26 protein-coding genes are annotated in these 26,328 nt (G+C 67.3%); 7 read left to right on the forward strand and 19 right to left on the reverse strand.

What is annotated here, in order from left to right; genetic code table 11:
- Positions 1-307 precede the first annotated feature (307 nt).
- Positions 308-1,756, reverse strand: coding sequence for an amidohydrolase family protein (locus tag ACO07I_RS14265; RefSeq protein ID WP_422008685.1), 1,449 nt, complete (start codon positions 1,754-1,756; stop codon positions 308-310).
- An 89-nt stretch (positions 1,757-1,845) separates the two neighbouring features.
- Here ACO07I_RS14265 and ACO07I_RS14270 point away from each other — a divergent pair, with 89 nt between their 5' ends.
- Positions 1,846-3,411 carry an ABC transporter substrate-binding protein gene (locus tag ACO07I_RS14270; protein WP_422008687.1) on the forward strand — a complete coding sequence of 522 codons (1,566 nt, stop codon included), beginning with the start codon at positions 1,846-1,848 and terminating at the stop codon, positions 3,409-3,411.
- A 102-nt stretch (positions 3,412-3,513) separates the two neighbouring features.
- On the opposite strand, the gene ACO07I_RS14275 is transcribed toward ACO07I_RS14270, so the two are convergent.
- The 11 genes from ACO07I_RS14275 to phbB all read right to left on the reverse strand — a co-directional run bounded on the left by ACO07I_RS14275 (position 3,514) and on the right by phbB (position 13,730).
- Positions 3,514-4,356 (reverse strand): GNAT family N-acetyltransferase, encoded by an 843-nt coding sequence (locus ACO07I_RS14275; RefSeq protein WP_422008689.1) that lies wholly within the window; start codon positions 4,354-4,356, stop codon positions 3,514-3,516.
- Between the two features lie 11 nt (positions 4,357-4,367).
- Complete coding sequence (locus ACO07I_RS14280) at positions 4,368-5,714, reverse strand: LLM class flavin-dependent oxidoreductase (RefSeq protein WP_422008690.1); 1,347 nt, start codon at positions 5,712-5,714, stop codon at positions 4,368-4,370.
- A gap of 82 nt (positions 5,715-5,796) precedes the next feature.
- Complete coding sequence (locus tag ACO07I_RS14285; RefSeq protein ID WP_422008692.1) at positions 5,797-5,979, reverse strand: hypothetical protein; 183 nt, start codon at positions 5,977-5,979, stop codon at positions 5,797-5,799.
- A 13-nt stretch (positions 5,980-5,992) separates the two neighbouring features.
- The gene (locus ACO07I_RS14290; protein WP_422008694.1) at positions 5,993-7,387 is read right to left on the reverse strand and encodes an amidase; all 1,395 of its coding nucleotides are present in this window, start codon (positions 7,385-7,387) and stop codon (positions 5,993-5,995) included.
- On the reverse strand, positions 7,384-7,566 hold the full coding sequence (locus ACO07I_RS14295) for a hypothetical protein (RefSeq protein WP_422008696.1): 183 nt from the start codon (positions 7,564-7,566) through the stop codon (positions 7,384-7,386). The genes ACO07I_RS14290 and ACO07I_RS14295 overlap by 4 nt, the downstream gene beginning before the upstream one ends.
- Before the next feature lie 59 nt (positions 7,567-7,625).
- Positions 7,626-8,840 carry a patatin-like phospholipase family protein gene (locus tag ACO07I_RS14300; RefSeq protein ID WP_422008698.1) on the reverse strand — a complete coding sequence of 405 codons (1,215 nt, stop codon included), beginning with the start codon at positions 8,838-8,840 and terminating at the stop codon, positions 7,626-7,628.
- Positions 8,841-8,865: 25 nt separating this feature from the next.
- Entirely contained in the window at positions 8,866-10,050 is a 1,185-nt protein-coding gene (locus tag ACO07I_RS14305; RefSeq protein ID WP_422008700.1) for a class I SAM-dependent rRNA methyltransferase, read from the reverse strand.
- 2 nt (positions 10,051-10,052) lie between these two features.
- Positions 10,053-11,708 (reverse strand): gamma-glutamyltransferase, encoded by a 1,656-nt coding sequence (gene ggt, locus ACO07I_RS14310; protein ID WP_422008701.1) that lies wholly within the window; start codon positions 11,706-11,708, stop codon positions 10,053-10,055.
- A complete protein-coding gene (locus tag ACO07I_RS14315; protein ID WP_422008703.1) occupies positions 11,705-12,508 on the reverse strand; it encodes a methyltransferase domain-containing protein in 804 nt (267 codons plus the stop codon). Before ACO07I_RS14315 ends, ggt begins: the two co-directional genes overlap by 4 nt.
- A 1-nt stretch (position 12,509) precedes the next feature.
- A complete protein-coding gene (locus tag ACO07I_RS14320) occupies positions 12,510-12,908 on the reverse strand; it encodes a carboxymuconolactone decarboxylase family protein (RefSeq protein ID WP_422008704.1) in 399 nt (132 codons plus the stop codon).
- Positions 12,909-13,004: 96 nt separating this feature from the next.
- Positions 13,005-13,730 (reverse strand): acetoacetyl-CoA reductase, encoded by a 726-nt coding sequence (gene phbB / locus ACO07I_RS14325; protein ID WP_422008706.1) that lies wholly within the window; start codon positions 13,728-13,730, stop codon positions 13,005-13,007.
- Between the two features lie 145 nt (positions 13,731-13,875).
- Between phbB and ACO07I_RS14330 the strand changes: the two genes are divergently transcribed.
- Together ACO07I_RS14330 and ACO07I_RS14335 are read left to right on the forward strand one after the other, a co-directional pair.
- The gene (locus ACO07I_RS14330; protein ID WP_422008708.1) at positions 13,876-15,096 is read left to right on the forward strand and encodes an MFS transporter; all 1,221 of its coding nucleotides are present in this window, start codon (positions 13,876-13,878) and stop codon (positions 15,094-15,096) included.
- A 43-nt stretch (positions 15,097-15,139) separates the two neighbouring features.
- Entirely contained in the window at positions 15,140-15,577 is a 438-nt protein-coding gene (locus tag ACO07I_RS14335; RefSeq protein ID WP_422008710.1) for a hypothetical protein, read from the forward strand.
- A gap of 257 nt (positions 15,578-15,834) precedes the next feature.
- Here ACO07I_RS14335 and ACO07I_RS14340 read toward each other — a convergent pair whose 3' ends face one another.
- The 4 genes from ACO07I_RS14340 to ACO07I_RS14355 all read right to left on the reverse strand — a co-directional run bounded on the left by ACO07I_RS14340 (position 15,835) and on the right by ACO07I_RS14355 (position 20,460).
- Positions 15,835-17,013, reverse strand: a complete 1,179-nt coding sequence (locus ACO07I_RS14340; protein WP_422008712.1) for an acetyl-CoA C-acetyltransferase — start codon at positions 17,011-17,013, stop codon at positions 15,835-15,837.
- A 34-nt stretch (positions 17,014-17,047) separates the two neighbouring features.
- Positions 17,048-18,238, reverse strand: coding sequence for an acyltransferase family protein (locus ACO07I_RS14345; protein ID WP_422008714.1), 1,191 nt, complete (start codon positions 18,236-18,238; stop codon positions 17,048-17,050).
- 115 nt (positions 18,239-18,353) lie between these two features.
- Positions 18,354-19,202, reverse strand: a complete 849-nt coding sequence (locus ACO07I_RS14350) for a LytTR family DNA-binding domain-containing protein (RefSeq protein ID WP_422008716.1) — start codon at positions 19,200-19,202, stop codon at positions 18,354-18,356.
- A complete protein-coding gene (locus tag ACO07I_RS14355) occupies positions 19,186-20,460 on the reverse strand; it encodes an alpha/beta fold hydrolase (protein ID WP_422008718.1) in 1,275 nt (424 codons plus the stop codon). The genes ACO07I_RS14350 and ACO07I_RS14355 overlap by 17 nt, the downstream gene beginning before the upstream one ends.
- 10 nt (positions 20,461-20,470) lie before the next feature.
- On the opposite strand from ACO07I_RS14355, the gene ACO07I_RS14360 reads away from it, so the two are divergent.
- From ACO07I_RS14360 to ACO07I_RS14370, 3 genes are all read left to right on the forward strand, one after another.
- Complete coding sequence (locus tag ACO07I_RS14360; RefSeq protein WP_422008720.1) at positions 20,471-20,749, forward strand: hypothetical protein; 279 nt, start codon at positions 20,471-20,473, stop codon at positions 20,747-20,749.
- 61 nt (positions 20,750-20,810) lie between these two features.
- The gene (phaR, locus tag ACO07I_RS14365) at positions 20,811-21,482 is read left to right on the forward strand and encodes a polyhydroxyalkanoate synthesis repressor PhaR (protein WP_422008722.1); all 672 of its coding nucleotides are present in this window, start codon (positions 20,811-20,813) and stop codon (positions 21,480-21,482) included.
- A 7-nt stretch (positions 21,483-21,489) separates the two neighbouring features.
- A complete protein-coding gene (locus tag ACO07I_RS14370; RefSeq protein WP_422008724.1) occupies positions 21,490-21,678 on the forward strand; it encodes a DUF1289 domain-containing protein in 189 nt (62 codons plus the stop codon).
- Between the two features lie 123 nt (positions 21,679-21,801).
- Here the strand turns inward: ACO07I_RS14370 and ACO07I_RS14375 are convergent, their stop codons facing one another.
- A complete protein-coding gene (locus ACO07I_RS14375) occupies positions 21,802-22,611 on the reverse strand; it encodes an enoyl-CoA hydratase/isomerase family protein (protein WP_422008726.1) in 810 nt (269 codons plus the stop codon).
- A gap of 81 nt (positions 22,612-22,692) precedes the next feature.
- Between ACO07I_RS14375 and ACO07I_RS14380 the strand changes: the two genes are divergently transcribed.
- The gene (locus ACO07I_RS14380) at positions 22,693-24,297 is read left to right on the forward strand and encodes a serine hydrolase domain-containing protein (RefSeq protein ID WP_422008728.1); all 1,605 of its coding nucleotides are present in this window, start codon (positions 22,693-22,695) and stop codon (positions 24,295-24,297) included.
- A gap of 163 nt (positions 24,298-24,460) precedes the next feature.
- Here ACO07I_RS14380 and ACO07I_RS14385 read toward each other — a convergent pair whose 3' ends face one another.
- The gene (locus ACO07I_RS14385; protein WP_422008729.1) at positions 24,461-25,489 is read right to left on the reverse strand and encodes an amino acid ABC transporter substrate-binding protein; all 1,029 of its coding nucleotides are present in this window, start codon (positions 25,487-25,489) and stop codon (positions 24,461-24,463) included.
- Positions 25,490-25,544: 55 nt separating this feature from the next.
- Entirely contained in the window at positions 25,545-26,324 is a 780-nt protein-coding gene (locus ACO07I_RS14390) for a succinate dehydrogenase iron-sulfur subunit (RefSeq protein ID WP_298318337.1), read from the reverse strand.
- Between the last annotated feature and the right edge of the window lie 4 nt (positions 26,325-26,328).

Raw genomic sequence — 26,328 nt, forward strand, 5'->3', positions numbered from 1 at the left:
ACCTGGCCGAGCGACCGGAGTACTCCGTCGCTAGCGCTAGATCCTTCGCGTCGCTCCAGAGCGGGGGTTACCCTTCTCGCGATGACTGGAGCCTTTCTGGGCGAGATTGAATCGAGCCGAGCATTCCAACACTGACCTCACCCTGAGGAGCATCGCGCAGCGATGCGTCTCGAAGGGGGGGGGGGGGGGAACGCGCACCTTGCCTGTTGCCCATCCTTCGAGACGCGCCGCGGAGTTTACCCCGAGGTACTCGAGGGGCGGCGCTCCTCAGGATGAGGTGAGTGGCTCAATGTGAGATGGAAGGACTCTAGGCAATCGGCAACGACAGTGGCGAGATCTCGTCGCCGGGGCGGTTGGCGTAGTCGAGCTTGACCGAATCGCACAGCATGCGGGCCTGCGCCTCGGCGAGGCGTTCCATGGCGGCGACCGGATCGAGATGCACGGGGTTGCCGTCCTTCAGGACCACCTCGCCGTCCACCAGCACCGTGCGCACCGCGCGATCGGCGGCGTGGAAGACGAAGGAGCGCAGCGGGTCGCGTGCCGGCTGCATCAGCGGATGGTTGAGGTCGACCAGCACGATGTCGGCCATCATGCCCGGCGCCAGCGCGCCGATATCGTCGCGCCCCAGGGCCGCCGCACCGCCGAAGGTCGCGGCCTCGAAAGCGCCCGCCGTGTCGAGGCTGCGGACGTCCTCGCTCATCAGGCGGCCGGCGACGATCGCGAGCCGCATCTCCTCGATCAGATTGTGCGGTGCGCAGTCGGTGCCGAGGCCGACATTGACGCCGCGCGCGCGATAACGGCCGACATGATCCATGGCGAGGCCGTAGCGCGCGAAGGGTTGCGGGCAGTGCGCCACCGATGCGCCCGCCTCGGCGATCAGGTCGAGGTCCTTGCGGGTGTGCCAGTTAATCTGCGGATGGTCGTCGAGCAGGATGCAGTGCGCCATGATCGTGTCGGACTTCATCAGCCCCTGCTCGGCCGCCCACTGGATCGGCGTCCTGTTGTGGCGGCGGATCATCTCGCGCACTTCCACCACCGACTGGCCGACATGGGTCGAGAAGCGGCGGCCCGTTTCGTCGGCATGCCTGCGCCCCGCGGCGAACAGGTCCGGCGTCACCGTGTCGATCTGCGCCGGGAAGACCACGGCATCGAGACGCCCCGAATTGTGCGACTCGGCGTCGTCCATCACGCGCTTGGCTTTCTCGAACTGGGCGAGGCCGGCGGCTTCGTCCCATTTCCAGGTCACGGTCTGCGGCGATTCCATGCCCCAGCGCGCCGAGGCGAAGGTCGGCGCCGCATGGAAACGCATGCCGCTCTGCGCCATCGTCTCGAGCCAGCCGTCGAACGGCACGGTGACGTCGCACGCGGTCGTGGTGCCGGCGCGCAGCATTTCGGAGTAGGCCATCGTCGCCGCGCTTTGGCGCCCGTCGTCGCCCAGGCGAAACGCCTGCAGCCGCTCCATCAGGCCGGTCATCTGCTGCTCGGGCACGCCATGATCCTCGCGCACGCCGCGATAGCCGGGCTCGGTCGAGGGATGGGAATGGATGTTGATCAGGCCCGGCAGCGCCAGCAGGCCCTTTCCGTCGAGCACGACTTCCCCGGGCCCGGTGGGGCGCGCGCCGGCCGGCGTGATCTCGACGATGCGCCCGTCCTTGAGGTGCAGGTCGACGTCGCGCCGGTAGACGTGGCGCCGCTCGGCACCGTCCCTGACCACGGCCCAGGAGACGTTTCGGATCGAATCGGGCCGCATCGACATGAATTCTGCTCCTGTAAAGGCATGCCTGTTGCATAGGCACCGCAACGGGACGATAGAATCGGGCCAACCAGAGAACAAGGAGGCAGATGATGCGGAAGACGAGATGGGCGGCCCTCGCCGCGGCAACGACGGCGCTGTTCTCGGCGACGGCCGAAGCGCAGACCCTGAAGGTCGTCATGCATTCGGACGTCAAGATCGTCGATCCGATCTGGACCACCGCCTACATCGTCCGCAACTACGGCTACATGGTCTACGACACGCTGCTGGCGGTCGACGACAAGCTCGACGTCAAGCCGCAGATGCTCGAGAGCTGGAAGGTGAGCGACGACAAGCTCACCTATACGTTCACCCTGCGCGACGGGCTGAAGTTCCACGACGGCGCGCCGGTGAAGGCGGAAGACTGCATTGCCTCGATCAAGCGCTGGGCGTCGCGCGACGCGATGGGCCAGAAGCTCATGAGCTTCACCAAGGACATGTCCGTCGTCGACGACAAGACCTTCACCCTCGCCCTCAAGGAACCCTACGGCCTCGTCATCGAATCGCTGGGCAAGCCGAGTTCGAACGTGCCGTTCATCATGCCCAAGCGCATCGCCGAGACGCCGGGCAACACGCAGATCAAGGAGTTCATCGGTTCCGGCCCGTTCGTGTTCCGCGCCGACCTGTGGCGGCCGGGTGAAAAGACGGTCTACGACAAGTTCAAGGACTACAAGCCGCGCGCCGAGCCGCCCTCGGCCCTCTCGGGCGGCAAGAACGTCTATGTCGACCGGGTCGAGTGGATCAACATCACCGATCCGCAGACCGCGGCCAATGCGCTGCTGACCGGCGAGATCGACATTCTCGAGCAGCCCCTGATCGAGATGCTGCCGCTGATCGAGAAGGACAAGAGCATCGAGGTCAAGGACCTCAACCCGCTGGGCAGCCAGTACAGCCTGCGCTTCAACGTGCTGCACAAGCCGTTCGACAATGCGAAGATCCGCCAGGCCGCGCTCTATGCGCTGAACCAGAAGGACTTCCTGCTCGCCGCCATCAACGACCCGAGATACTTCAAGGAGTGCAAGGCGCTCTTCATCTGCGGTACGCCCTATGCGACCGACGCGGGCTTCGAGGACAAGCTCGAATCCAACTTCGCCAAGTCGAAGGAGATCCTGAAGCAGGAAGGCTATGACGGCACGCCCGTCGTGCTGCTGTTCGCGACCGACACCAACACCGGCCGCCTGACGCCGATCGCGAAGTCGCTGCTGGAACGGGGCGGCTTCACCGTCGACATGCAGGCGATGGACTGGCAGACCGTGCTGTCGCGCCGCGCCCGCAAGGAGCCGCTGAACGCCGGCGGCTGGAGCGCCTTCATGACCTCCTGGGTGTCGGCCGATCTGCTCAATCCCATCGTCTCGGCGTTCGTCGGCGCCGCCTGCGACAAGGCCGCGATCGGCTGGCCGTGCGACGCCAAGATCGAGGAACTGCGCGACGCCTTCGCCAAGACGACCGATCCCGCCAAGCGCAAGGAGCTCGCGACGGCGGTCCAGGTGCGCGAGTCGGAGTATCCGACCTTCGCCCAGCTCGGCCAGTTCAACATCCCGATGGCGATCCGCAAGAACATCACCGGCAGCCTGTCCTCGCCGGCGCCGGTCTTCTGGAACATCAAGAAGGCGCAGTGATCCAGGACGCGACGAATACAACGGAGCGCGCCACTCCACTGGCGCTCATGCTTTGTCGATCAGCAAGACATGAGCGCAACTGGAGTTGCGCGCTCCAATGAATCAGCCGAGTTCCAGGCTGGTCACGCCGAACAGGCCGGCATAGTCGACGTCGGGGTCCGCGCCCGTGTACATGCGCGCGGTTTCGAACGACGGCTTGAGGCCGATCTGCTCGGCCAGCTTCACCGCCGGCTTGTTGCGATCGGGCACGTCGATCGCAACGGCGGTCGCACCCAGCGTCGTTGCGAGAGCGCCCACCAGCGCAGACGCAATCTCGGGTGTCGCGCCGTAGAGCGGACCGACGCGCGAGGCAGCCGCACAGGCGCGCATCACGGCAAAGCCCACGATCTCGCCGTCCCGCAGCGCGACGAGGGATGCCCTCTCCGGCAATGAGATCCACGTTGCCAAAAACGAATCCCGCGCCTCGGGAAAGAACTTGCGGTCGTAGGCGGCGAGCCGGTCGAAGCCGATGCTGCGCGCATCGGCGAAGGTGACGCCGGCCGGCGGCTTTCCCGCCGGCGGGGCGCCTTCATGGCGGATGTTGTTCCAGGCCAGCCGGAAGCCCGACTTCTTGTAGTTGCCCTGCTGCGCCACGACGCCGTCGAGCCCGACATTGCGTCCCGCGAGCCGCGCCATGCCGGCCTGCCAGACCTGGATGCCGTAGCCCTTCCCGCGCACCGCCGGCCGGGCGATGTAGAAGCCCAGGAAGCCGAAGCCCGCGCCGTATTTCACCACGGAGATGCAGGCCTGCGGCTCGCCATCGAGGCGGCCGATCAGGAACGCGCCGGGGTCCGCGGCAAAGAAGGCGTGGTCGTCCGTGTTGCCCGGATTCCAGCCTTCGTCATTGGCCCAGGAAGCCATGCGCTGGACGTCGTCGGCGCTGCCGACCGCGATCTCGAAGCTCATGGGCGCGGAGCTTACTCCGCCGCCTTGGCCGTTGCCGCGAAAAAACGATTCTCCGGTCGCGGCAGGCCGAGATTCTCCCGCAAGGTCGTGCCTTCATATTCTGTGCGGAAGAGACCGCGGCGCTGCAGTTCGGGCACGACCTTGTCGACGAAGTCGTCGAGCCCGCCCGGCAGGTAGGGGAACATCACGTTGAAGCCGTCGCAGGCTTCCGTGGCCAGCCACTCCTCCATCTGGTCGGCAATCATCGCCGGTGTGCCCAGCATGCCGAGCCCGCCATAGCCGCCCAGGCGGCCGGCGATCTGGCGCACGGTCAGGTTCTCGCGCCGGCCGAGTTCGATCACCCGCTCGCGCCCGCTCTTGCTGGCCTCGGTCTCGGGAATGTCGTCGGGCAGCGGCTTGTCAGGATCGAACGTGCGGGCATCGACGCCCAGCGCCATCGAGACGGCGGCGATCGAGCTGTCGTAGTTCACGAGACTGTCGAGACGCGCGCGCTTCTCCTTCGCTTCGTCGAGCGAATCGCCCACCACCACGAAGGCGCCGGGCAGGATCTTGATGTGATCGGGGTTGCGGCCGATCTTCGCCGCGCGCCCCTTCACGTCGGCATAGAAGGCGCGCGCGCCCTCGATCGGACCGCCGGCGGCGAACACCATCTCCGCCGTCTCGGCCGCGAGCTGGCGGCCAGCATCGGAGGCGCCAGCCTGCACGATGACGGGCCAGCCCTGCACCGGCCGGGCGATGTTCAGCGGCCCGCGCACCTTCAGGTACTTGCCCTTGTGATCGAGCACGTGCAGGCGCGACGGGTCGAAATACACGCCGTTCTCGACATCCCGGATGAACGCATCGTCGGCCCAGGAATCCCACAGGCCCGTCACCACGTCGAAGAACTCGCGGGCGCGGGCGTAGCGCTCGGCATGGGGCATCTGGTCGTCCAGGCCGAAGTTGAGCGCCGCATCGGGATTGGACGTCGTCACCAGGTTCCAGCCGGCGCGGCCCTCGCTGATATGGTCGAGCGAGGCGAAGCGCCGCGCGATCGTGTAGGCCGGCTCGAAGGTGCTCGAGGCGGTGGCGATCAGGCCGAGATGCTTCGTGGCCATCGCGAGCGCGGGCAGAAGCGTCAGCGGATCGAACGAGGTCACCGTGGCGCTGCGCTTCAGCGCGTCCATCGGCATGTTCAGCACGGCCAGGTGATCGGCCATGAAGAAGGCGTCGAACTTTCCGCGCTCCAAGGTCTGGGCGTACTTCACCAGCGCCTTCAGATTGAAGTTGGCGTCCGGCGTACCGCCGGGATAGCGCCACGCGGCGGTGTGGATGCTGACGGGGCGCATGAAGGCGCCGAGGCGAAGCTTCTTCTGGGTCATGGCCGGTATGTTGCGCCGGCCGGGCGGACCGGCAAGGCCCGCTCGGACGACAAGAACTAATTCGACGAAGAGTTTCTGCCGGTCAGCCGCGCGGCAGCGGCATCTTCTCCCGACGCTTGACCTCGCGCTGGCGCGTCTCGGCGATCCCCCGATGAATTGCCTCTTCTTCGGGCTTCGGCCGCCAGATGAGCTTCGTCAGCCACAGGATGGCGGGCAGGCCGAGGATGAGGATCAGGATGGCGCCGAGGATGAACAGCGTCGTCATGAACGAATTTCCGTCAAACGATCGGCGGGTGCTTCTTGTCCGTTCCGGCCACACGTTCCCAGGCTCGCGCCACCTGGAAGACGGTCGCCTCGTCGAAGTAACGGCCGACGAACTGTACGGAGACGGGCATGCCGCCGACCGAGAGGCCGGCCATCATGGCGAGGGCCGGATGGCCGGTGACGTTGAACGGCGTGCGCGCCTGGCGCGGATAGGTGCGCTCGACCTCGGCCGTATCCTCGATGCGACAGGCCGGGTCCATCGAGCTGGCGCAGAGCAGCACGTCGACTTCGCGCAAGGCGGCCTCGACCTCGGCGATCATCTGCAGGCGACGACGGCTGGCGAGCATGTAGTCACCCGCGCTCATGAAGGCGCCGGCCATCAGGCGCTGGCGTCCCAGCTTCCCGTAGTCGCCAGGACGCTCGCTGAGCCACGGTCCGTGGATCGACCAGGCCTCGCTCTGCAGGATCACGCGGTTCACGGCGCCGAATTCGCCGAGCGCCGGCAGCTTGATGTCGCGGATCTCGGCGCCCTCGACCTGCAAGCTGCGTGCGACATGTTCCAGCGCCGCCGTGACTTCGGGATGGGCCGGCGTGTCGATCTCGTGGAAATGGCGCACGAAGCCCACGCGCAGGCCGCGTATGCCGCGGTCGAGGGCCGCCGCATAGTGGCCCTGGCTCGCCGCCGCGCTGCCGGGATCGCGCGGATCGTGACCGGCGATCGCCTGCAGCATCAGCGCATTGTCGGCGACGGTGCGCGTCATCGGACCGACATGGTCGAGCGTGAAGGACAGCGGAAAGACGCCGCGGCGTGAGACCAGCCCATAGGTCGGCTTCAGGCCGACGATGCCGCAGCAGCTCGCGGGGTTGCGCACGCTGCCGCCGGTATCGGTGCCCAGCGCCATCGGGAACAGGCCGGCCGCCACGCCGGAGCCGGAGCCCGACGAGGAGCCGCCGGGATGATGGTCGGTGTTCCAGGGATTGCGCGCCGGCGGCCACGGCAGATCGAAACTCGGCCCGCCGATGGCGAATTCGTGCGTGGAGAGCTTGCCCAGCACGATGGCGCCGGCACCGCGCAGCTTCTCGACACAGACCGCGTCGGCGGTCGCCATATTGTCCTGCAGGACCTTCGAATGGCAGGTCGTGGGCAGGCCCGCGACATTGATGATGTCCTTGATGCCGACCGGCACGCCGTGCAACGGCCCGCGCAGCCGCCCCGACTGGGCCTCGGTTTCAGCAGCCAAAGCGGCCGCCATCGCGGCGTCGCCATCGACGCGGATGAACGCATTGAGCCTGGGATCGAGCAGATCGATTCGATCGAGCAGTGCCCTGGTGAGATCGACGGGCGAGAGTTCCTTCGCGGCGATGGCGCGAGCCGCCGTTTCCACCGTCATCCAGTGCAGGTCGCTCATAGCGTCGTCCCCGCCTTCATCGGCGGCCACGGCTCGGCCGTCGGATCGGCCGGGCGCTTGATCTTCTGCGCCACGTCGGCGGCCTGCTTTGCAGCGACCGTCACGTCGTCGGGAAATTCGGCCAATGCCCTGGCGAGACCGGCGCGGTGCGCCAGCACCTCAATCGTATTCTTGTCCACGACATCTCTCCATCGTTCCCAAGGAAGCAGGCACGAGTCGTGCCAGCCACCCACGGAGTTTAGCGCGTCGGAACGGCCGCCGGCGCGGCGAGACCCGGCGGGTGCTTGTGCCAGGCGCGTCCCTCGACGATCTGCCGGACGCCATATTCGTAGAGCGCGTTCATGTAGGCCTGGTCGAACTCGCTCTTCTTCGGCGCCTCGAAGTCACGTCCGATATAGGCGAGATTATAGTCGACCTTGTCGCGCTGCGAGACGAAGTAGGTGCGCAGCACGTCGTTCACGCCGCTCGCCGCCAGCATCGTGGCGATCGCACGCCCCGCGATGGTGATGGTGCGCCGCTCGGCCATCGCATAGTCCGGATCGAGCCGGGCGTTGCGGATGATGTAGGCGCGGCGCTCCCGCTTGACGGTCGAGGTGTCGATCGACGGCGGGTAGAGGAAGAGCTGGGCGATCGCGCCGCCGTCGACGTGAAGCTCCTGGTACTTCTTGCCGTCGAGTTCCACGTCGATCAGCACCGGCTGGAAGGCGCCGGGAATGGCGGCCGACGCGCGCAGGATCTTGCGGAAAAGGTCGAGCGCGCCCGGATGGCCGCTGGCGGCGATGGCACCGATGTTCCAGATCACCGGCCGCTGCGCATCGAGATCGGTCGTGCCGATCATCAGGAGCCGTCCCTTGTTGTACTCGGCCGCGATGACGTCGAGCATCTTCTGGTCGGCGTACCGGGCAATCACCTGCGCGAGCGGCGTGGTATCCGCCATGGCATCGTCGAACAGGGCCGCGGTGAGGCCGCGCATACGAAAGACCTTGTCGGGCGTCATGGTCGTATAGACCTCGCGCAGCGCCGCATCGTAGTCCGAGCCCAGGAAGGCGAAGGGCGCGATCAGCGCGCCGGTGCTGACGCCGGTGACCATCTTGAACGTCGGTCGGGTCCCGACGGCCGTCCAGCCGTTCATGATGCCCGCCCCGAACGCGCCATTGTCTCCGCCGCCCGAGACGGCAAGGAAATACGCAGGAGGAACCCGTGCCGGCGACAGGCCTTCGGCCCGCAGGGCGGCCGCCTCGCGCTCGCCGGATCGCAATCCCTCCGCAATCATCAGCTGCGGGTCGCCATCGGCATAGAAGCGCGCGTTGGGAATGCCGAGCGGCATCGCCCGCTCCGTGGAGACGCGCGGCACCGCATCGCCGCGGTCGGGAATCGAACATCCCGTTCCGACGAGCCCAAGCATCGCGGCGGCCGCCAGAAGACACCGGCGGCCCATTGTTATTTTCGACATCCCCCTCTCCCCCCGACTCATCGTGTCAGTCCAGTTGCAGCACCATGGCTTTAAGATAGGCCGTTTCCGGCAGCCCCGGATGGATGGGATGGTCGAGCGCGGCGCCGCTGCTCAGCAGGATGCGGCCGGTGCGCTCGGCATCGCGCAGACCGCGACGGACCTGCTCGGCGAATAGCGGCACATCGACGAGATGGGAGCACGAGGCCACGAAGAAGAAGCCCCCCTTGGTGACCAGCGGCGCCGCCAGGCGCACCAGCTTGCGATAGCCCTGGGCGCCGATCTTGAGGTCCTTGCGGTTCTTCACGAAGGCCGGCGGATCGCAGATCACGACCTCGTAGCTGCGCGGCTTCTGCTTCTCCAGCGTTTCGAACACTTCGCCCTTCTGGAGCGAGACGATCTTGTCGACCTTGTTGAGTTCGACCGCCTTCTGGGCGGCGTCGAGAGCGGGCTGCGACCGGTCGAGGCACAGCACCGACTTCGCACCGCGCGTCGCGGCCAGCACGCCGAAGCCGCCGCTGTAGCAATAGGCGTCGAGGACGCGCGCGTCCTTGGCCAGGCCCGCCATGAAGCGCCGGTTGTCGCGCTGGTCGTAGAACCAGCCGGTCTTCTGGCCGCCGGAGAGGTCGGCCACGAACCGGGCATCGTTCTCGATCAGCTCGATGCTGCCGGCCTCGCCCTTGGCCACCACGACCTCGCGCGGCAGGCCCTCGAGGACGCGCACCGGCGAATCGTTCTTGAGGATGATCGTCCGGGGCGAGAACTCCGCCTCCAGCGCCTCGAGGATGACCGGCGTCAGCGCGTCCATGCCGGCGGTATTGACCTGCACCACGAAGGAATCACCGAACCGGTCGACGATCACGCCCGGCATGCCGTCGGCCTCGGCATGGATCAGGCGGTAATAGGGGACACCCACCAGGCGGTCGCGCAAGGCGGCCGCCCGCGTCAGGAGACGCCCGAAGAACAGCGCGTCGACCTGGGCTTCGGGATTCGTGGTGAGAAGGCGGGCCGCGATCAGCGAATGGGGGTTGAACGTGCAGACTCCCAGCGCCTCACCGCCCGGCGCCCGCAGGGTGGCCAGGCTGCCGGCGGGGATCGCCTTGGCGTCGGCGTCCATCAGGATCTCGTTGGAGAAGGCCCAGGGGTGGCCCGAGCGGACGCGACGATCCTCTCCGGCGCGCAGGATGACGGTGGGGAGCTTCTTCAGGGCCAATTCTATTCTCCTCGGGCGACGCCATCGCGTCGCGGATCGGCGCCGCCTTCCCACCCGTCGCCGTTGCGCCGGATGGCGGTCAGGCCGCCTTCATGCCGGCGGACTTGTACTTCATGGCCCAGCGCGCGCAAGGCGGCCGCCTGGTCGGCGATCGGCGTCCCCTCCTCCAGCTCTGTCGCCCCGTTCAGGTTGATCACCCTGGGCAGGTCGACCGCGGCCTGCGCGGACAGGTCCCAGTCGAGCAGGCCGATCAGCGCCTGCAGCGTGTCGCCGATGATCCTGGCCCCGCCCGCCGAGCCCAGGGCGGCGACCAGCTTGCCCTCCCGGTCGAGCACGAGAGTCGGGGACATGGACGAGCGCGGACGCTTGCCCGGCTGGACCCGGTTGGCGACCGGCTTGCCGTCGAGTTCGGGACGGGGCGAGAAGTCGGTGAGTTCGTTGTTCAGGAGGAAGCCGCGCACCATGATGTGGGCGCCGAACGGCGCCTCGATGGTCGTGGTGAAGGCGACGGCATTGCCCCAGCGATCGACGATGCTGACATGGCTGGTGCCGCGTTCGACATAGCCCGGAGGCACGCCGGGACCGACCGGGCCCATGCTTCGATCCGTCGACATCAGCGTGCGGCGCTCCGCGAGATAGGCGGGCGACAGAAGGCCGGCCACCGGCACATCGACGAAGGCGGGGTCGGCGACGTAGCGATCGCGATCGGCAAAGGCCAGCCGGCTCGCCTCGGCGATGAGATGGACGGCGCGAAGATCGTTGGGAGGATCGCGCTGGATATCGAAGGGCTGGAGCAGACCCAGCACCTGCAGGATCGCGATCCCACCCGACGAGGGCGGCGGCATCCCGCACACGGTCCAGATGCGATAGAGTCCGCAGACCGCTTCGCGCTTGATCGGCTTGTAGCCGGCGAGATCGGCCAGCGAGAGCGTGCCGGGCCGGGGATGGCTGCGCACGCGGTCGATCATCTCGGCCGCAACGGGACCTTCGTACATCACGTGGGCGCCCTGCTTCGCGATCAGATCCATCGTCTCGGCGAGAGCCGGATTGGCGATGCGCTCGCCCTGCTTGCGCGGCGTTCCGTCGGCATCGAAATAGATCTCGCGGATCGCCTGCTCCTCGCGCAGCGCCGGAATCCGCTGCAGCCACGCGGCAAGTCGCGGCGACACCACGAAACCGCCACGTGCCGCGGCGATCGCCGGTCCGAACAGCTCGCTCCAGGCCAGCTTGCCCTTCTCCGTGTGCGCGAGTTCCAGCATGGCCAGCAGGCCCGGAACGCCGACCGAGATGCCCGAGGCCACGGCCTCGCGATAGCCGAGGGGCCTGCCGCCGGGTGCGAGGAACATGGTCGGACTGGCACCGGCGGGCGCCGTCTCGCGGCCGTCATAGACCGTGATGGCATGGCTGCTGCCATCGTAGTGCAGCAGGAAGCCGCCGCCACCGATGCCCGAGGCGTGCGGCTCGACGACGCCCAGCACCATCTGCACGGCGATTGCCGCGTCGACCGCGGTGCCGCCGCGCCGCAGGATCTCCAACCCCGCCTCGACCGCCAGCGGATGGGCGGCCGCCACCATCGACCGCGGCGCCGCCTCCGCGGACGGCACGCGACAGGCCGCGACCAGCAGCAGCGCGACACCGAGCAGGCGCCGCACGATCATGCGCGGCGCGCCACGATGAAGAGACGGCGGAAGGGAAACAGCGTGATGCCGTCGGGACGCGTCGGATAGGCTTTGCGCAACAGCGCCGCATAGGCCTCGTAGAACTGCGTGCGCTCCGGTTCCTGCAGCAGTTCCAGGTAGGGACGCAGGCCGGTCGACGAGGTGTACTGCGCCACCGGGTCCGTGCCGGTGAGCGGCTGCTGGTAGATCGTCTCCCAGACTTCGAGGTCCGAACAGAGCGGCTTCAGCACGTCGTAGTAGCGCTCCGGCTCCTCGACGCGAACGATCGGGCGCACTTTCGTGAGCTTGTCCCGCCACGGTCCGGCCTGCGCCGCTTCGTTCATCGAGGCATGCGAGGGCGCTTCGTGATTGCGCGGCATCTGGATCGCAAGCTGTCCGCCCGACGGCAGAAGCTTCAGCAAGCCCGGAAACATGTCGATGTGTCCGTCGAGCCATTGATAGGCGGCGTTGCTGTAGAGAATGCCGGGCGGCAGGGTCGGCTGGAAATGCGCGAGGTCGCCCTTGGCGAAGGTGACGCGGGCATCGGCCGTCTGGCCGCGCGCCTTGGCGAGCATCTCCTCCGACGAATCGATGCCGATGACCGGCGCCTGCGGGAAGCGCTCGGCCAGGATGCGCGAGATGTTGCCCGCGCCGCAGCCCAGATCGTAGATCGCATGGCCCGGCCGTGCGCCGTTGGCCGGATCGAGGCGGCCCATCAGATCCAGCGCGGGCCGCGTGCGATGATCGGCGAACTTCAGGTAGAGATTGGCATCCCACACCGTGGATTTGGCGTCGCTCACGTCACTTCTCCTCGAAGGCCTCGTCGATCGGCACACGATAGCCCGTTGCGATCTTGTTGCCCTTCTGCGCGGCCAGCACGACCGCCATGAATTCGTCGAACATCTCCTCGGTCATGCCCTTCTGGCGCGCCATGTAGCCGTGCGAGTTGATGCAGTAGTCGCACTGGTTGGCAACCGACACGGCGAGATAGATCAGCTCCTTGGTGAGACCGTCGAGCGCGCCCGGCGCCATCACCGCCTTCATCTCGGCGGCGAAGCGTTCCATCGTGTCGGGATGGCGGGCCAGCGCCTTCCACACATTGTTGATGCCCGCGGGATCGATGCCGCGCGCCTTGGCAATGCCCTCGACGACAGCCTTGGCCCGCGGGTTCATGTCCTCGTATTCGGTCAGCTTGGCCATGCGTGATTGCTCCAGGAATGAAAAGGGCCGGCAATGTGCCGGCCCATCTTGGCGTTTTCACGCCGATTGTCAGTATCAAGCTGATGCCAGCTCGTGTCAGTACATATGCTGGCCGCCGTTGATCGACAGGGTCGAACCGGTGATGAAACCGGCATCGTCGGCGATCAGGAACATCACGCCGCGGCCGATCTCCTCGGCCTTGCCCAGCCGTCCGACCGGGATCTTGGCCACGATCTTCTCCAGCACGTTGGCCGGCACCGCCGACACCATGTCGGTGTCGGTATAGCCGGGCGCGATGGCGTTGACGGTGATGCCCTTCGGCGCGCCTTCCTGGGCCAGCGCCTTGGTGAAGCCGTGGATGCCCGACTTGGCGGCGGCGTAATTCACCTGGCCGTACTGGCCGCCCTGGCCATTGATCGAGCCGATGTTGACGATGCGCCCGAAGCCGCGCGCGTTCATGCCGTCCCACACCGCCTTGCTCATGTTGAAGCAGGAGCCGAGGTTGGTGTCGATCACCGCTTCCCACATGTCGCGCGTAAGACGGCGCATCGTCGAATCGCGGGTGATGCCGGCATTGTTCACCAGGACCTCGACCGGGCCGAGATCCTTCTCGATCTCGGCGACGGCCTTCTGGCAGGCATCGAAGTCGCACACGTCGAACTTGTAGACGGCGATGCCGGTCTCGGCCTTGAACTTCTGCGCCGCCTCGTCGTTGCCGGCGTAGGTCGCGGCAACCCTGTAACCCTTGTCCTTCAACATCCGGGAGATGGCACCGCCGATGCCACGCGTTCCGCCCGTCACGACTGCTACCCGTCCGGCCATTTTTTCCTCCCCTTGAGAGATCGCCCATGCAGTCTAGCCGGTTCTCCCCCATCGCGGGCAAGCGTCAGTTTGACGTCGCGTGCGATTCGAATTGAGGGACGCCGCCGGATAGAGAGGGCCATCGGTCGACTTTAGAAGCGGCGCCATGAAGCCCTTCACCGCCCTGCTCGGCGCCGCCGCCGGGACCCACGCCGCCGACCAGATGGCGCTCGCCACCCTGCCCCTGACCGCCACGCTCGTGCTCGGTGCCGGTCCGGACCTGCTCGGCCTGCTGGTCGCCGCGCAGAGTGCCGCCTGGCTGCTGGTCTCCCTGCCGGCCGGCACCTGGATCGACCGCATGCCGCGCCGCCGCATGCTGATCGTCGCGCTGGCGCTCGGTCTCACGGCCTCGCTCGTCGCGGTTGCAGCGGCGGCCACGGGCTATGTCGTCCTGCTGGGCCTCGCCGCCATCGCGGGCGCGTCGGGCACCGTCGTCTATGTCCTGACCTCGGTCTCGCTGCTGCCGAGCCTCGTGGCCCCCTGCGACCTGTCGCGCTCAAATGCGCGCCTCGAACTGGCGCGTGCCGTCGTCAGTCTCGCCGCTCCGTTCGTGGCCGGCCTGCTCGCCCAGCACCTGTCGCCCACCTGGGGCTATGTGCTGGCAGCCCTCGGGGCCGCCCTGGCGCTGGTCTGCGTGCTCGCGCTGCCGGAAGGCACAGCCCCGACGACGGGCGCGGAGCGTCCGACCCTTGCCAGCGCCATCCGCGTCGGCACGGCCTTCGTGCTGCGCAACGAACTGCTGCGCGGCATCAGCCTCTGCGCGATCTTCTGGAACTTCGCCTTCTTCGCGCTGCTCGCCATCTGGGCGCCGCTGGCGCTGGGACCGCTCGGACTCGACCCGGCGCATATGGGCCTCGCGCAATCGACCTATGGCGCCGGGCTGATCCTGGGTGCGCTGGTAGCTCCCGTGACGGCCCGCCGCCTGCCGCCGTTGGCGACCCTGATCTTCGGCCCGGCCGTGTCGATCCTCGCCGCCTCCCTGTTCCTGACGGCCCCCTCGGGCAACGGCTTCGCCCTTGCGGCCGCCGGCTACTTCCTGGTGGGCTTCGGCCCGATGCTGTGGCTGATCTGCCAGACGACCGTGCGTCAGCTCGTGACGCCGTCGCCGCTGATGGGCCGGGTCAATGCCACCGTCCAGACCGCGATCTACGGCGTCCGTCCCCTGGGCGCGCTGGCCGGCGGCTTCGTGGCGGCACAGCCCGGCCTGCACGCGGCGCTGCTGATGATCGCCGCGGCCTTCGCGCTGTCGACCCTCGTCATCGTCGTGTCACCTCTGGCGCGGATGCGGGTACTGCCGAAGTCCGCGACGGGCGAGGCACAGGCTTGACCCGCAGGCCCGTCCGTCGGACTTTGCCGCCGGAGGTCGTTGCATGATGAAGTTTCTGGGCGCCGCGTTGCTGGCGCTGTCCCTGTCTGCCTGCCAGAACTCGCCGTCGCCCTGGTACCAGGCCTATGGCACGGCGTCCTTCCCGGTTGCCAAGGAAGGCATGGCGGCGCTCTACCTCGTGCGCGACACCGCCCCGCCGGATGCGCCGAGCATCCCCATCTCCATGAGCCGCCATCCCGTCGGCGGGCTGACGGGCTCGACCTGGATGCGCCTCGATCTGCCGCCGAACCCCTACGACCTGCGGGCCTTCGGCAGCAGCGAGAGCACCGAGGTGATCATCACCGTCGTCGCGGGCGAGACGCGCTTCCTGCTGGCGCAGCCCAAGGGCACCAACGATGCCGAGCTCACCTGGCTGTCGCAGGAGGACGGGCGCCGCCTCGTCCGCGCCGGCACGCAGGTCGGCGCCTATTACAACCCCTAGGGTTTCGCCGCTTCAGGTTCACCGAACCACCTCATCGTGAGAGGCTGGCCGGAAATGAACTGTATCGATTCAAGCACTTACTCAGCCTGAGGAGCGCCGCGAAGCGGCGCGTCTCGAAGGATGAGCAGCAGACGTGGTGCATGTGGCCCATGCTTCGAGATGGCTGCGAAGCAGCCTCCTCAGCATGAGGTTGTCGAAAGAAAACGCCCGAAGGATCGCTCCTTCGGGCGTTTGAACTCTGAAGCGTCGACTAGAGATCAGTCGCGCTGGACGCACATGGCGATGCCCATGCCGCCGCCGATGCACAGCGTGGCGAGGCCTTTCTTGGCGTCGCGCTTCTGCATTTCATAGAGCAGCGTCGTCAGCACGCGCGCGCCCGAGGCGCCGATCGGATGGCCGAGCGCGATCGCGCCGCCGTTGACGTTGAGCTTCGCGGCATCGAGGCCGAGTTCCTTGCCGACGGCGACCGCCTGGGCGGCGAATGCCTCGTTGGCTTCGACGAGGTCGAGATCCTTCACCGTCCAGCCGGCCTTCTTCAGCGCGGCCTGCGAGGCCGTGACCGGGCCGATGCCCATGATCGACGGATCGACGCCCGTGGTCGCCCACGACACGATCTTGGCGAGCGGGGTGATGCCGCGCTTCTTGGCTTCGTCGGCGCTCATCAGCACCAGGGCCGCGGCGCCGTCGTTGATGCCCGAGGCGTTGCCGGCGGTGACCGAACCGCCTTCCTTGGTGAAAGCCGGGCGCAGCTTGCCCAGCGCCTCGACCGTCGTGCCGTGACGCGGGAACTCGTCGCTGTCGACGACGACATCGCCCTTGCGCGTCTTGATCGTCACCGGGACGATCTCGTCCTTGAAGCGACCGGACTTCTGCGCCGCCTCGGCCTTGTTCTGCGAGGAGGCCGCGAAGGCATCCTGCTCGGCGCGGGTGATCTGGTACTTCTGCGCGACGTTCTCGGCGGTGTTGCCCATGTGATAGCCGTGGAACGCGTCCCACAGGCCGTCCTTCAGCATGGTGTCGACCATCTTGAGCTCGCCCATCTTGGTGCCGTCGCGCAGATGCGCGGCGTGCGGCGCCTGGCTCATGCTCTCCTGGCCGCCAACCACCATGATGCTGGCGTCGCCGTTGCGGATCGCCTGCCAGCCGAAGGCGACGGCGCGCAGGCCGGAGCCGCAAAGCTGGTTGATGCCGAGCGCGGTCTTCTCGACCGGGATCCCGGAATTCACGGCCGCCTGACGCGCCGGGTTCTGGCCCTGACCGCCGGTCAGGATCTGGCCCATGATGACTTCGTCGACTTCCTCGGGCTTCACGTTGGCGCGCTCGAGGGCGCCCTTGATGGCGACCTTGCCGAGATCGTGTGCCGGCACGGCGCCGAACGCGCCGTTGAACGAGCCGATTGGCGTGCGCGCTGCGCTCGCAATAACGATGTCCGTCATGAAATCCTCCTTGGCAGGCCGCCCTTGCGGATATTTATAGGCCTGCCGCGCGGCGGGGCAAGGACCGCCGCGCGCCCGGAGGGGCCGGCTTCATTCCGAACAGCGGCCGGACCCAGCGCCACGGGCGCACAAGGCCTGCGTAAATCAACCAGGTTCCGGCGAAGGTCGCCACCACCGCCGCAAGGAAGCCCGTGACCGGTGGGGCGCCGATCTTCAGGAGCCAGTAGACGGCCACGACCGTCACTGTCTGGTGGATCAGGTAGAAGGGACAGACCGCTTCGGTGGCCTCGGAGAGAAACGCCGGCCGCCGGGTCAGGTGGCGGTGCGCGAAGCCGATGATGGCGAACAGCCAGGCCATGACGTTGACCGCGGAGAGGAGCGCAAACATCGGCCGCGCCTCGGGCGGGATGCTCGGCCGGACGGTGCCCGCGAAGTAGCCGGCATAGAGGCAGGCATAGGCGAGGATTCCGACGGCCAGCGAGAAGAAGCGCTGGCGCTCGAGCGCCGCCAGCACATCGGAAGAGCCGAAGATGAAGGCGCCATAGAGCAGCAGCACGCCGTAGGAAACGAGGCCGTGCCAGTCGCCGACCAGCCCGTTGATGTTCCAGGAGATCGGCGCCAACCACAGGGTCGAGGCGGCGAGCGGCAGGACCATCGTCCATTGCAGGCCGAAGCGCGCCGTGATCCGGCCGGATTTCGCGACGGCTGCCCGTCCCGAGGGCGACCGGGCCCACAGAAAGACGGGCAGCAGCACCAGGGTCAGGACCAGCACGTAGGCCACGAACCACAGGTGGTGCCAGCTCAGATTGCCGGCGGGATAGGAGCCCTCGAAGGCCTGGGGCAGCCATTGCAGGAACGAGCCGGTGAACTGGCCACGGTACAGCCGTTCCAGATAGACCTGCGGCGGCACGATCACGGCCATGCCGAAGGCCAGCGGCAACGCCAGGCGCTTCAGCCGGTCGCGGACGAAGGCTGCCGGGGTGCGGTCGCCCAGCGCCAGCATGATGGCCGCCCCGGAGACCAGGAAGATCAGGGGCATGCGCCAGCGGTTCAGGAACCGCATCGCCTCGCGCAGTCCGTCGAGACTGTCCGGGCTGGTGACGTGCCAGCTCCAGCCCGACCAGGCCATGCCGGCGTGGTAGAAGATCAGCAGGCCGAAGGCGAGCACGCGCAGCCAGTCGAGATCGGCACGGCGGATGGCAGGGGCGGGGACGGCAGGATGCATGGCGGGGCTCCAGGGCGAACCGCTCCGACCTATCCTACAAGCCCTTGATTTCGCGTGGTTTTGTGACGACCGGCGCGACCGGTGGGACGACCGGCAGGCGCTGCGGGACGTCCGGTCAGGCCCGGACGGGCGCCAGGGCCTCGAAGCGCTGCCGATAGCGCCGGCTCAGATTGACCTCGGCCCCGCTCTGCAGCCGGATGCGCCAGTCGCCGCTCACCCAGGGTGTCACCTCGACCACGCGGGCGATGTTCACCAGATGCGATTTGTGCACGCGGACGAACCGTTTGGGATCGAGCTCGCCTTCCAGCTTGGTGAGCGAGGAGCGGATCTCGAACGTCTCGTCGCCGACGTGGAGCACGGCGTAATTTCCCGAGGCCTCGATCCAGTCGATGTCGGCCACCTCGACCATGACCTCCCTGCCCTTGCGCCGAACGGCGAATCGCTCGGGCCGGGGTTCCGGCGGCAGCGGCTCGGCCGTCGCAGCGGCTTCCGCGATCGCGGGCGCGACCGGTCGCGCCAGCACGTGGCGCAAGGCCACCGCGCCCGCACTCAGCACGCTATAGGCGATGATGTCCTTGGCGAATTCGTAGAGCATCCGGTCGAAGGTGAGCGGAAAGCTGTGCGTCTCGCCCAGGATTCCCCCGAACCACACGAACCTGAGTGCCGCCATGCCGACCGTATGGGCGATGCTGAAGGGCACGACTGCCGCGATGTGAATGAGCACGTTTCGAGGCTGTCCGCCGATCGGCCAGCGTCGATGCAGCCAGTAGATCGCCGGCAGCAGCGCCGCCACCACCAGGTGGCTGGCAATCTGGATCGCCAGCGCCGTCGCGTAGGGCATCTGCACGCCCCGCGCCGTCTCGTTGGCCATCTCGACATGGGCATGGGCGAACACCGAGACGGTGAGCAGCACCGCCCAGATCGCCGGCACGCGCCAGTCGACGGACCTAGACGGCGACGACACGGGCCCGCCGGGACGGAAGCGCCGCCAGCCAGCCGATCAGCGGCGTCCAGCAGAGGTCTCGGGCACGCCCGCTCACCACCATGCCGATATGACCGAGCGGCAGGTCGATCCGGGTCACCTTCTTCAGGCCCTTCTTCGGATCCGCCAGCGCGGCCGCGGACAGAGGCGGCACGATGCGGTCGCCCGACGGGATCATGACCAGGGACGGAAGCTTGATCTTCGACGGCACGATGCGCTTGCCGCCGACGACCCACTGGCCGCGGCCCGGCGTATTCTCGCCATACCAGCCGACCAGGCATTCGCGCGCGGTCGGGCCGGCGAGCGGCGCGCCGCCGTTCAGCCAGTCCTCGAGCAGAACGAACTCCTTGGCACTCTCGCCCTTGGGATCGAGCCCCACGAAACGCCCGAACTTCTTCACCGAAAGCCAGGGATCGAGCGACCAGAACAGGGTCTGCAGGATATCAACCGGCAGTTCACCCACGCGATCCGCCACCTCCGCGAGCAGCGGCCCGGTCGAGAGCAGGAAGGCCTGGCCGGTGCGGTCGGCGTGGAAATCCCACGGGGCCGCCATCAGCGCCAGGCCCGCGACGCGACGCGGCCGGCGCGCCGCCAGGGCCACGGCGAGCGTGCCGCCCATGCAATAGCCGAGAACGGCCGGCGCGCGGCGGGCCCGGCGGGCGACGTAGCCCAGCGCCCGCTCGAGACGCGCGACGTACGCGGTCGTGTCGAAGCCGCGTTCCTCGCCCTCGGGCGTTCCCCAGTCGACGAGATAGGGCCGAAGCCCCTGGGCGGCCATGGCGCGCAGCAGGCTCTTCTCTGCCGTGAGGTCGAGCACTTCCCAGCGATTGATCAGCGAGGGCACGACCAGCACGGCGCGCGTGCCGCGTTTGCGCGCGGCGCGATGCGTGGCGCCGTAGTCGAGCAGGCGCGTATTGCCTTCGCGCCAGACGGCGGGTGGATCCTCCAGGTCGCGCTGGAAGTCATTGCGTTGATAGGCGAGAACGCCGTCGGCCAGTCGGATCTGACGCCGACGAATCTCGCGCTGCAGTGCCTGTTCGAATTGGCCGGGCCCGGCCTTGGCTTCGAGCGCCGCGATCTCTGGCAGCAGGGCCGCCAGAGATTCAGGAACCTCGGAGGCGGGCTTCGAGGTCGGCGAGCCTTGCTTCAAGAGACTCCACGCGCTTTCGGAGCTCGCCCACGTCATCAGGGCCGTTCCCAGATGGAGCGGCAGCGGACGGGGACCTAGTCGTGTCTGCATGGGACGCTCCTTGCGCAACCTGCAATGCCGAAGCGACCTGGGAATTCGCGGCCGCGAACAGGCGGGCAATCTGCTCGGTGACCGCCTGATCCGACGCCAGGCCCGCCAGCTGGGCCTGCCACAGATCGAGATAACGCCGGGCCAGCCTGTCGAATTCGGCTCCCGAGTCGGTTGTACCGGCCGTCTTGTCGTCGTTTCCGGAGACCATCTGCGCACTATAACGCATAGCCGCGCCAACGCTGCTTCGATCGGCGAAGGTTGGGTTGTCGCACTGCGGCATCGGCGCTAAGGTGCGCCTCCCTGAGTAAACGAGCGTTCACGGCGCGCGGGAGCTAAAGGAGCGAAGCGTAATGGCCGACCAGGCAGTACCCGACGGCGGACCGAAAGCGGCGCCGGTGGTGATCAAGAAGTACGCGAACAGACGGCTCTACAATACCGCGACCTCGGCCTATGTGACGCTGGATCATCTGTCCCAGATGGTGAAGGACAAGACCGACTTCGTCGTCTACGACGCGAAGACGGGCGACGAGATCACGCGCTCGGTGCTGACGCAGATCATCTTCGAGGAAGAGAGCAAGGGCGGCCAGACGCTGCTGCCGATCCCGTTCCTGCGCCAGCTCATCTCCTTCTACGGCGACAGCCTGCAGGGCGTGGTGCCGCAGTATCTCGAAATGTCGATGACGCAGTTCGCGCGCAATCAGGACCAGATGCGGCGCTACATGCAGAATGCCTTCGGCTTCAATCCGTTCCAGCAGTTCGAGTCGATGGGCAAGCAGAACATGGCGATGTTCGAGAACGCCATGCGCATGTTCAACCCCTTCGGCACCGCGCCCGGCGCGCAGGCTCCCGGCAGCGGGCAGGCCTCCGCGCCGTCGCCCTCTTCGTCGCCTGGGGCTGCCAACGGTCACGAGCCGGCCAGGCCGGAGAGCGCGGCGCCGTCCAGCGATGCGGCGATCGACGACCTGAAGCGCAAGCTCGACGAGTTGCAGAGCCAGCTCGCGGAACTCGGCAAGAAGCCCTGACCGCTCGATGACGTCGTCGCCATCGTCCGCGGTCCGTCGCGTGATGTCGCCCTGCATCGGCATCTGCAAGCTCGACCAGAAGAGCGGCCTCTGCCTCGGCTGCCGGCGCACGATCGACGAGATCGGCCGCTGGGCCAGGCTCGACGACCCGGCACGCCAGGCCATCGTCGACCAGCTGCCGACGCGAAAGCTCTGACGTCTTACTGCAAGGGCATTATCTCTCGTCATCCTGAGCGAAGCGAAGGATCTGACGCCAGCCACGCAGTACTTTGGTCGTTGCGTTAGGTCCTTCGCTTCGCTCAGGACGACAAAAAGCAGCTTAGCGCCCCTTGAACGACGGCTTGCGCTTCTCGCGGAACGCCGCGGTTCCTTCCCTGTAGTCCTCGGTGAGGCCGGTCAGCACGTTCTGGTCGGCGTCCATGTGGCTGCCGAGATCGTCGAGCGCGTGGACGAGGCGGTTGACCGTGGTCTTGGTCATGCGCACCGGGATCGGCGGCTGGCGGGCGATGCGCTCGGCGAATGCCATCGAGGCGGCGAGCGCCTGTCCGTCGTCCACCACTTCCTCGACGAGCCCCCAGTCCAGCGCCTTCGCGGCCCCGATGCGATCCGACGCCAGGATCACCGCCTGCTTGGTGCGCGCCGGGCCCATCAACGCCAGCATGCGCGGGATCGAGCCCCAGCTCATGTTCATGCCGAGCTCGATCTCGGGAATGCGGAAATGCGCCGAGCGGCCGCAGGTGCGAAAGTCGAGCGACACCACCAGTGCCGCGCCACCGCCGATGCAGTGCCCCTCGATGGCGGCAATCGTGACCTGGTCCATGTCCTGCCAGGCCTTGCACATCTTCGGCCCGAGCCGCTGGCGCTGGATGCGCTCGCCGATCGGCAGACCGTCGCGGGCGCGACCGTCTGTGTCCTTGAGGTCGAAGCCGGCAGAGAAGGCCTTGGCCGAACCGGTCAGGATCACGACCGAAGTTTCGAGATCGTCCTCGAACTCGCGCGGCACGTCGCGCAGTTCTCGCATCGCCTGCTGGCTGAGCGCATTGATGTTGTCGCCGCGGTCGAAACGCACGACGGCGATGCGCCCCTGCGGGCCGAGCCCCTTCTCGATCTTCACGAACTGACGATCCATCGCGCGCTTTCTCCCCGACTCTTCGCGCAAGCCTAGCGGCTCGCCTTTACAAGGGCGAGCCGCTTCGATTGACTGGCCTGCATGTCGAAAGCCATTGAATCCGCCGTCTTCGAGCGCCGCGTCAACGCGTTGTTTGCCCCTTACACCAAGCCCGGCTCGCCCGGCGCCGTCGTCGGCGTGATGCGCGGCGGTGAGATCGCGTTCTGCAAGGGCTTCGGTCTGGCCAGCATCGAGCTCGGCGTGCCGATCCGGCCCGACACGCGCTTCCGCATCGCCTCGGTGAGCAAGCAGTTCACGGTGACGGCGGCCCTGATGCTGGCGGCCGAAGGCAAGCTCAAGCTCTCCGATCCGCCGCACAAGTATCTGCCCGAGCTGCCGCCGCTGCCGGTGACGATCGACCAGATGATGCGCAATTCGAGCGGCCTGCCCGATTTCCTCGAGCTGCTGCGGCTGGGCGGGCACGGGCTCGACAGGCCGGCCCGGCCGGAGGACCTGTTCGACGCCTGCACGCGCAACCGCCATCTCAACTTCGCGCCCGGCAGCCGCTTCCTCTACAGCAACACCAACTTCCTGCTGCTGGGGCTGATCGTCGAGAAGCTCGCGAAGAAGAAGCTGGGCGAGGTTCTCGCCGAACGCATCTTCAAGCCGCTCGGCATGGCGCACACGTCCCTGGTCGCCGAGATCGACGCGGTGATTCCCAACCTCGCCACCGGCTATCTCGGCGACGCCGAGCAGGGTTTCCGGCGCGCCGCGCATGCCTATCCGCAGGGCGGCGAAGGCGGGCTCACCTCCACCGTCGAGGACCTGCTGATCTGGAGCCGGCATTTTGACCGACCGACGCTCGGCAAGACCTTGCCGACACAACTCGCCGCCGTCGCGCCCCTCACCGGCGGCAAGGCCAACAACTACCGCCGCGGCGTCGCCGTCGAGCAGTTGCGGGGCCTGGCGACGGTCGGTCACGGCGGCCTGTGGCCCGGCTTCCGCACGGAATTCCTGCGCGTGCCGAAGGCCGATCTCACCGTCGTGGTGATCGCCAACTTGGGCAGCATCGATCCCTGGCGGCGCGCCCGGGCCATCGCCGCTCTGGCGCTGGAAGGCAACAGCCGGATGAAGCCGGCGCTGCCGCCGATCAGCGCGACCGAGATCAAGCTGCTCGCCGGCACCTGGTTCAACGCGGAAGAACCGTCGCTGTTCGACCTCGCGTGGCGCAACGGCGAGGCGGTCGTGACGCAGAACGGCATGCCCTTCGCGCTGGGCCGCCGCGGCGGCGGCTGGCTGGCGGCCGAACGCGGCTCCTACGAATTCGCCCTGAAGCCCGGTCCCAAGGGCACGCTGAAGGTCGATCTCGGCGCCGGCCGCATCGTCACCTTCGGCATGCTCGCCAAGCGCGCGGCCGTACCAGCCGACCTCGCCGGCACCTACGTCTCGTCCGATTGTGCCGCCGTGTGGCGCATCAGCCGCGACGGCAAGGACTGGACGATGGAGGTCGGCGGACCGCTGATCTCGGGCGGTGCGCCGTGGATCGTGCGCGGCCTCGACGCCGACACGGTGGAAGTCGAATCGCCGGGCAGCTGGATCAAGGCGACCCAGCTCGCCCATCTCGTCCGCGACCGCGATGGCAGGATCGTCGCGCTCGAGGTCTCGACCGGCCGCATCAAGAAGATGCGGTTCGATCTCACGCCTTAGAGCGAGACAAATTCAAAACCGTCGTCTCGACCGGAGCGCGCAGCGCGGAGTGGAGAGACCTTCTCTCAACGATTAGCCGGCTTTTGGTGGACCGAGGGTCTCTCCACTCCGCCTCGCTGCGCTCGGCTCCGGTCGAGACGACGGAGTTTTCTCGATCCAGACCTCAGCGGAACGGGATCGCGTACATCAGGCCGCCGTTGGTCCACAGAGCGTTCTGGCCGCGCTCCAGCTTGAGCGGCGTGGCCGGGCCGACATGGCGGTCGTAGCTCTCGCCGTAGTTACCGATCTGCTTGATGACGTTGTACATCCACTTCTCGTCGACACCGGTGGCCTTGCCGAAACCGGGCGTGACGCCGAGGAAACGTTTCACGGCGGGATCGTCGCTCTTCAGCATCTCGTCGACGTTCTTCGACGTGATGCCCATCTCCTCGGCCTCGATCATGCCCATCAGGGTCCACTTCACGAGGTCGAACCACTGGTCGTCGCCGTGGCGCACGATCGGACCGAGCGGCTCCTTGGAGATGCGCTCGGGCAGGATGACATGCTCGCCCTTGCCGGCGAGCTGGCCGGCCCGCACCGCGGCGAGACCCGACGCGTCGGTCGTGTAGGTGTCGCAACGGCCGGAGGCATAGGCCTGCAGCAGCTCGTCGAGCTTCTCGATCAGCACCGGCTTGAAGGTCATCTTGTTCTTGCGGAAATAGTCCGCGAGGTTGAGCTCGGTCGTCGTGCCCGGCTGCACGCAGACCGTGGCGCCGTTCAGATCCCGGGCGCTCTTGATGTTGCTCTTGGCCGGCACGATGAAGCCCTGGCCGTCGTAGAAATTGACGCCCGCGATGTTGAAGCCCAGCGAGGTATCGCGCAGCAGCGTCTGCGTGGCGTTGCGCGTGATGACATCGACCTCACCCGACTGCAGGGCGACGAAGCGCTGCTGGGAGGTGGTCGGGGTGAACTTGACCTTCTCGGCGTCGCCGAACATCGCCGCGGCGATGGCCTTGCAGAGATCGACGTCGAGGCCGGTCCACTTGCCCTGGCTGTCGGCGAACGAGAAGCCCGCCAGCCCGGTATTGACCGCGCACTGGACGAAGCCCTTGGCCTTGACCGCGTCGAAGGTCTGGCCGGCCGAGGCCGGTCCGGCGGCAAGCGCCGCCGTGCCCGCGAGCGCGGCCGCTACGGTGATGGATTTGAATGACATGGCTGAAGCCCCCTTTTGTCTCCCGGTGGCTTCAGCATAGCAAAAGGCGAGCCGCCTAGATGGTGCGCTCGACCATCAGCTTCTTGATCTCGGCGATCGCCTTGGCCGGGTTCAAGCTCTTGGGGCAGGTCTTCGTGCAGTTCATGATCGTGTGGCAGCGATAGAGCCGGAACGGATCCTCGAGATTGTCGAGGCGCTCGCCCTTGGCTTCGTCGCGGCTGTCGGCGATCCAGCGGTAGGCCTGCAGCAGGATGGCCGGTCCGAGATAGCGCTCGCCGTTCCACCAGTAGCTGGGGCAGGAGGTCGAGCAGCAGAAGCACAGGATGCACTCCCACAGGCCGTCAAGCTTGGCGCGCTCCTCCGGCGACTGAAGGCGCTCGCGCGTCGGCGGCTGGGTGGTCGACTTCAGCCACGGCTCGATCGAGGTGAGCTGGGCGTAGGGCACGTTGAGATCGGGCACCAGATCGCGCACCACCGGCATGTGCGGCAGCGGGTAGATCTTGATGTCGCCCTTAACCTCGTCGATGAACTTGGTGCAGGCCAGCGTGTTGGTGCCGTCGATGTTCATCGCGCACGAACCGCACACGCCCTCGCGGCAGGAGCGCCGGAAGGTGAGCGAGCTGTCCATCTCGTTCTTGATCTTGATCAGCGCGTCGAGAACCATCGGCCCGCACGTGTCCATGTCGACTTCATAGGTGTCGACCGACGGGTTCTTCCCGTCTTCCGGGGTCCAGCGATAGACCTTGAACTTCCGGATGTTCTTGGCGCCCGCCGGAGCGGCGTAGGTCTGACCGACGCCGACCTTGGAATTGGCGGGAAGAGTGAACTCGGCCATTTGG

It is taken from the genome of Reyranella sp. (assembly GCF_965227665.1).
GTDB lineage: Bacteria > Pseudomonadota > Alphaproteobacteria > Reyranellales > Reyranellaceae > Reyranella.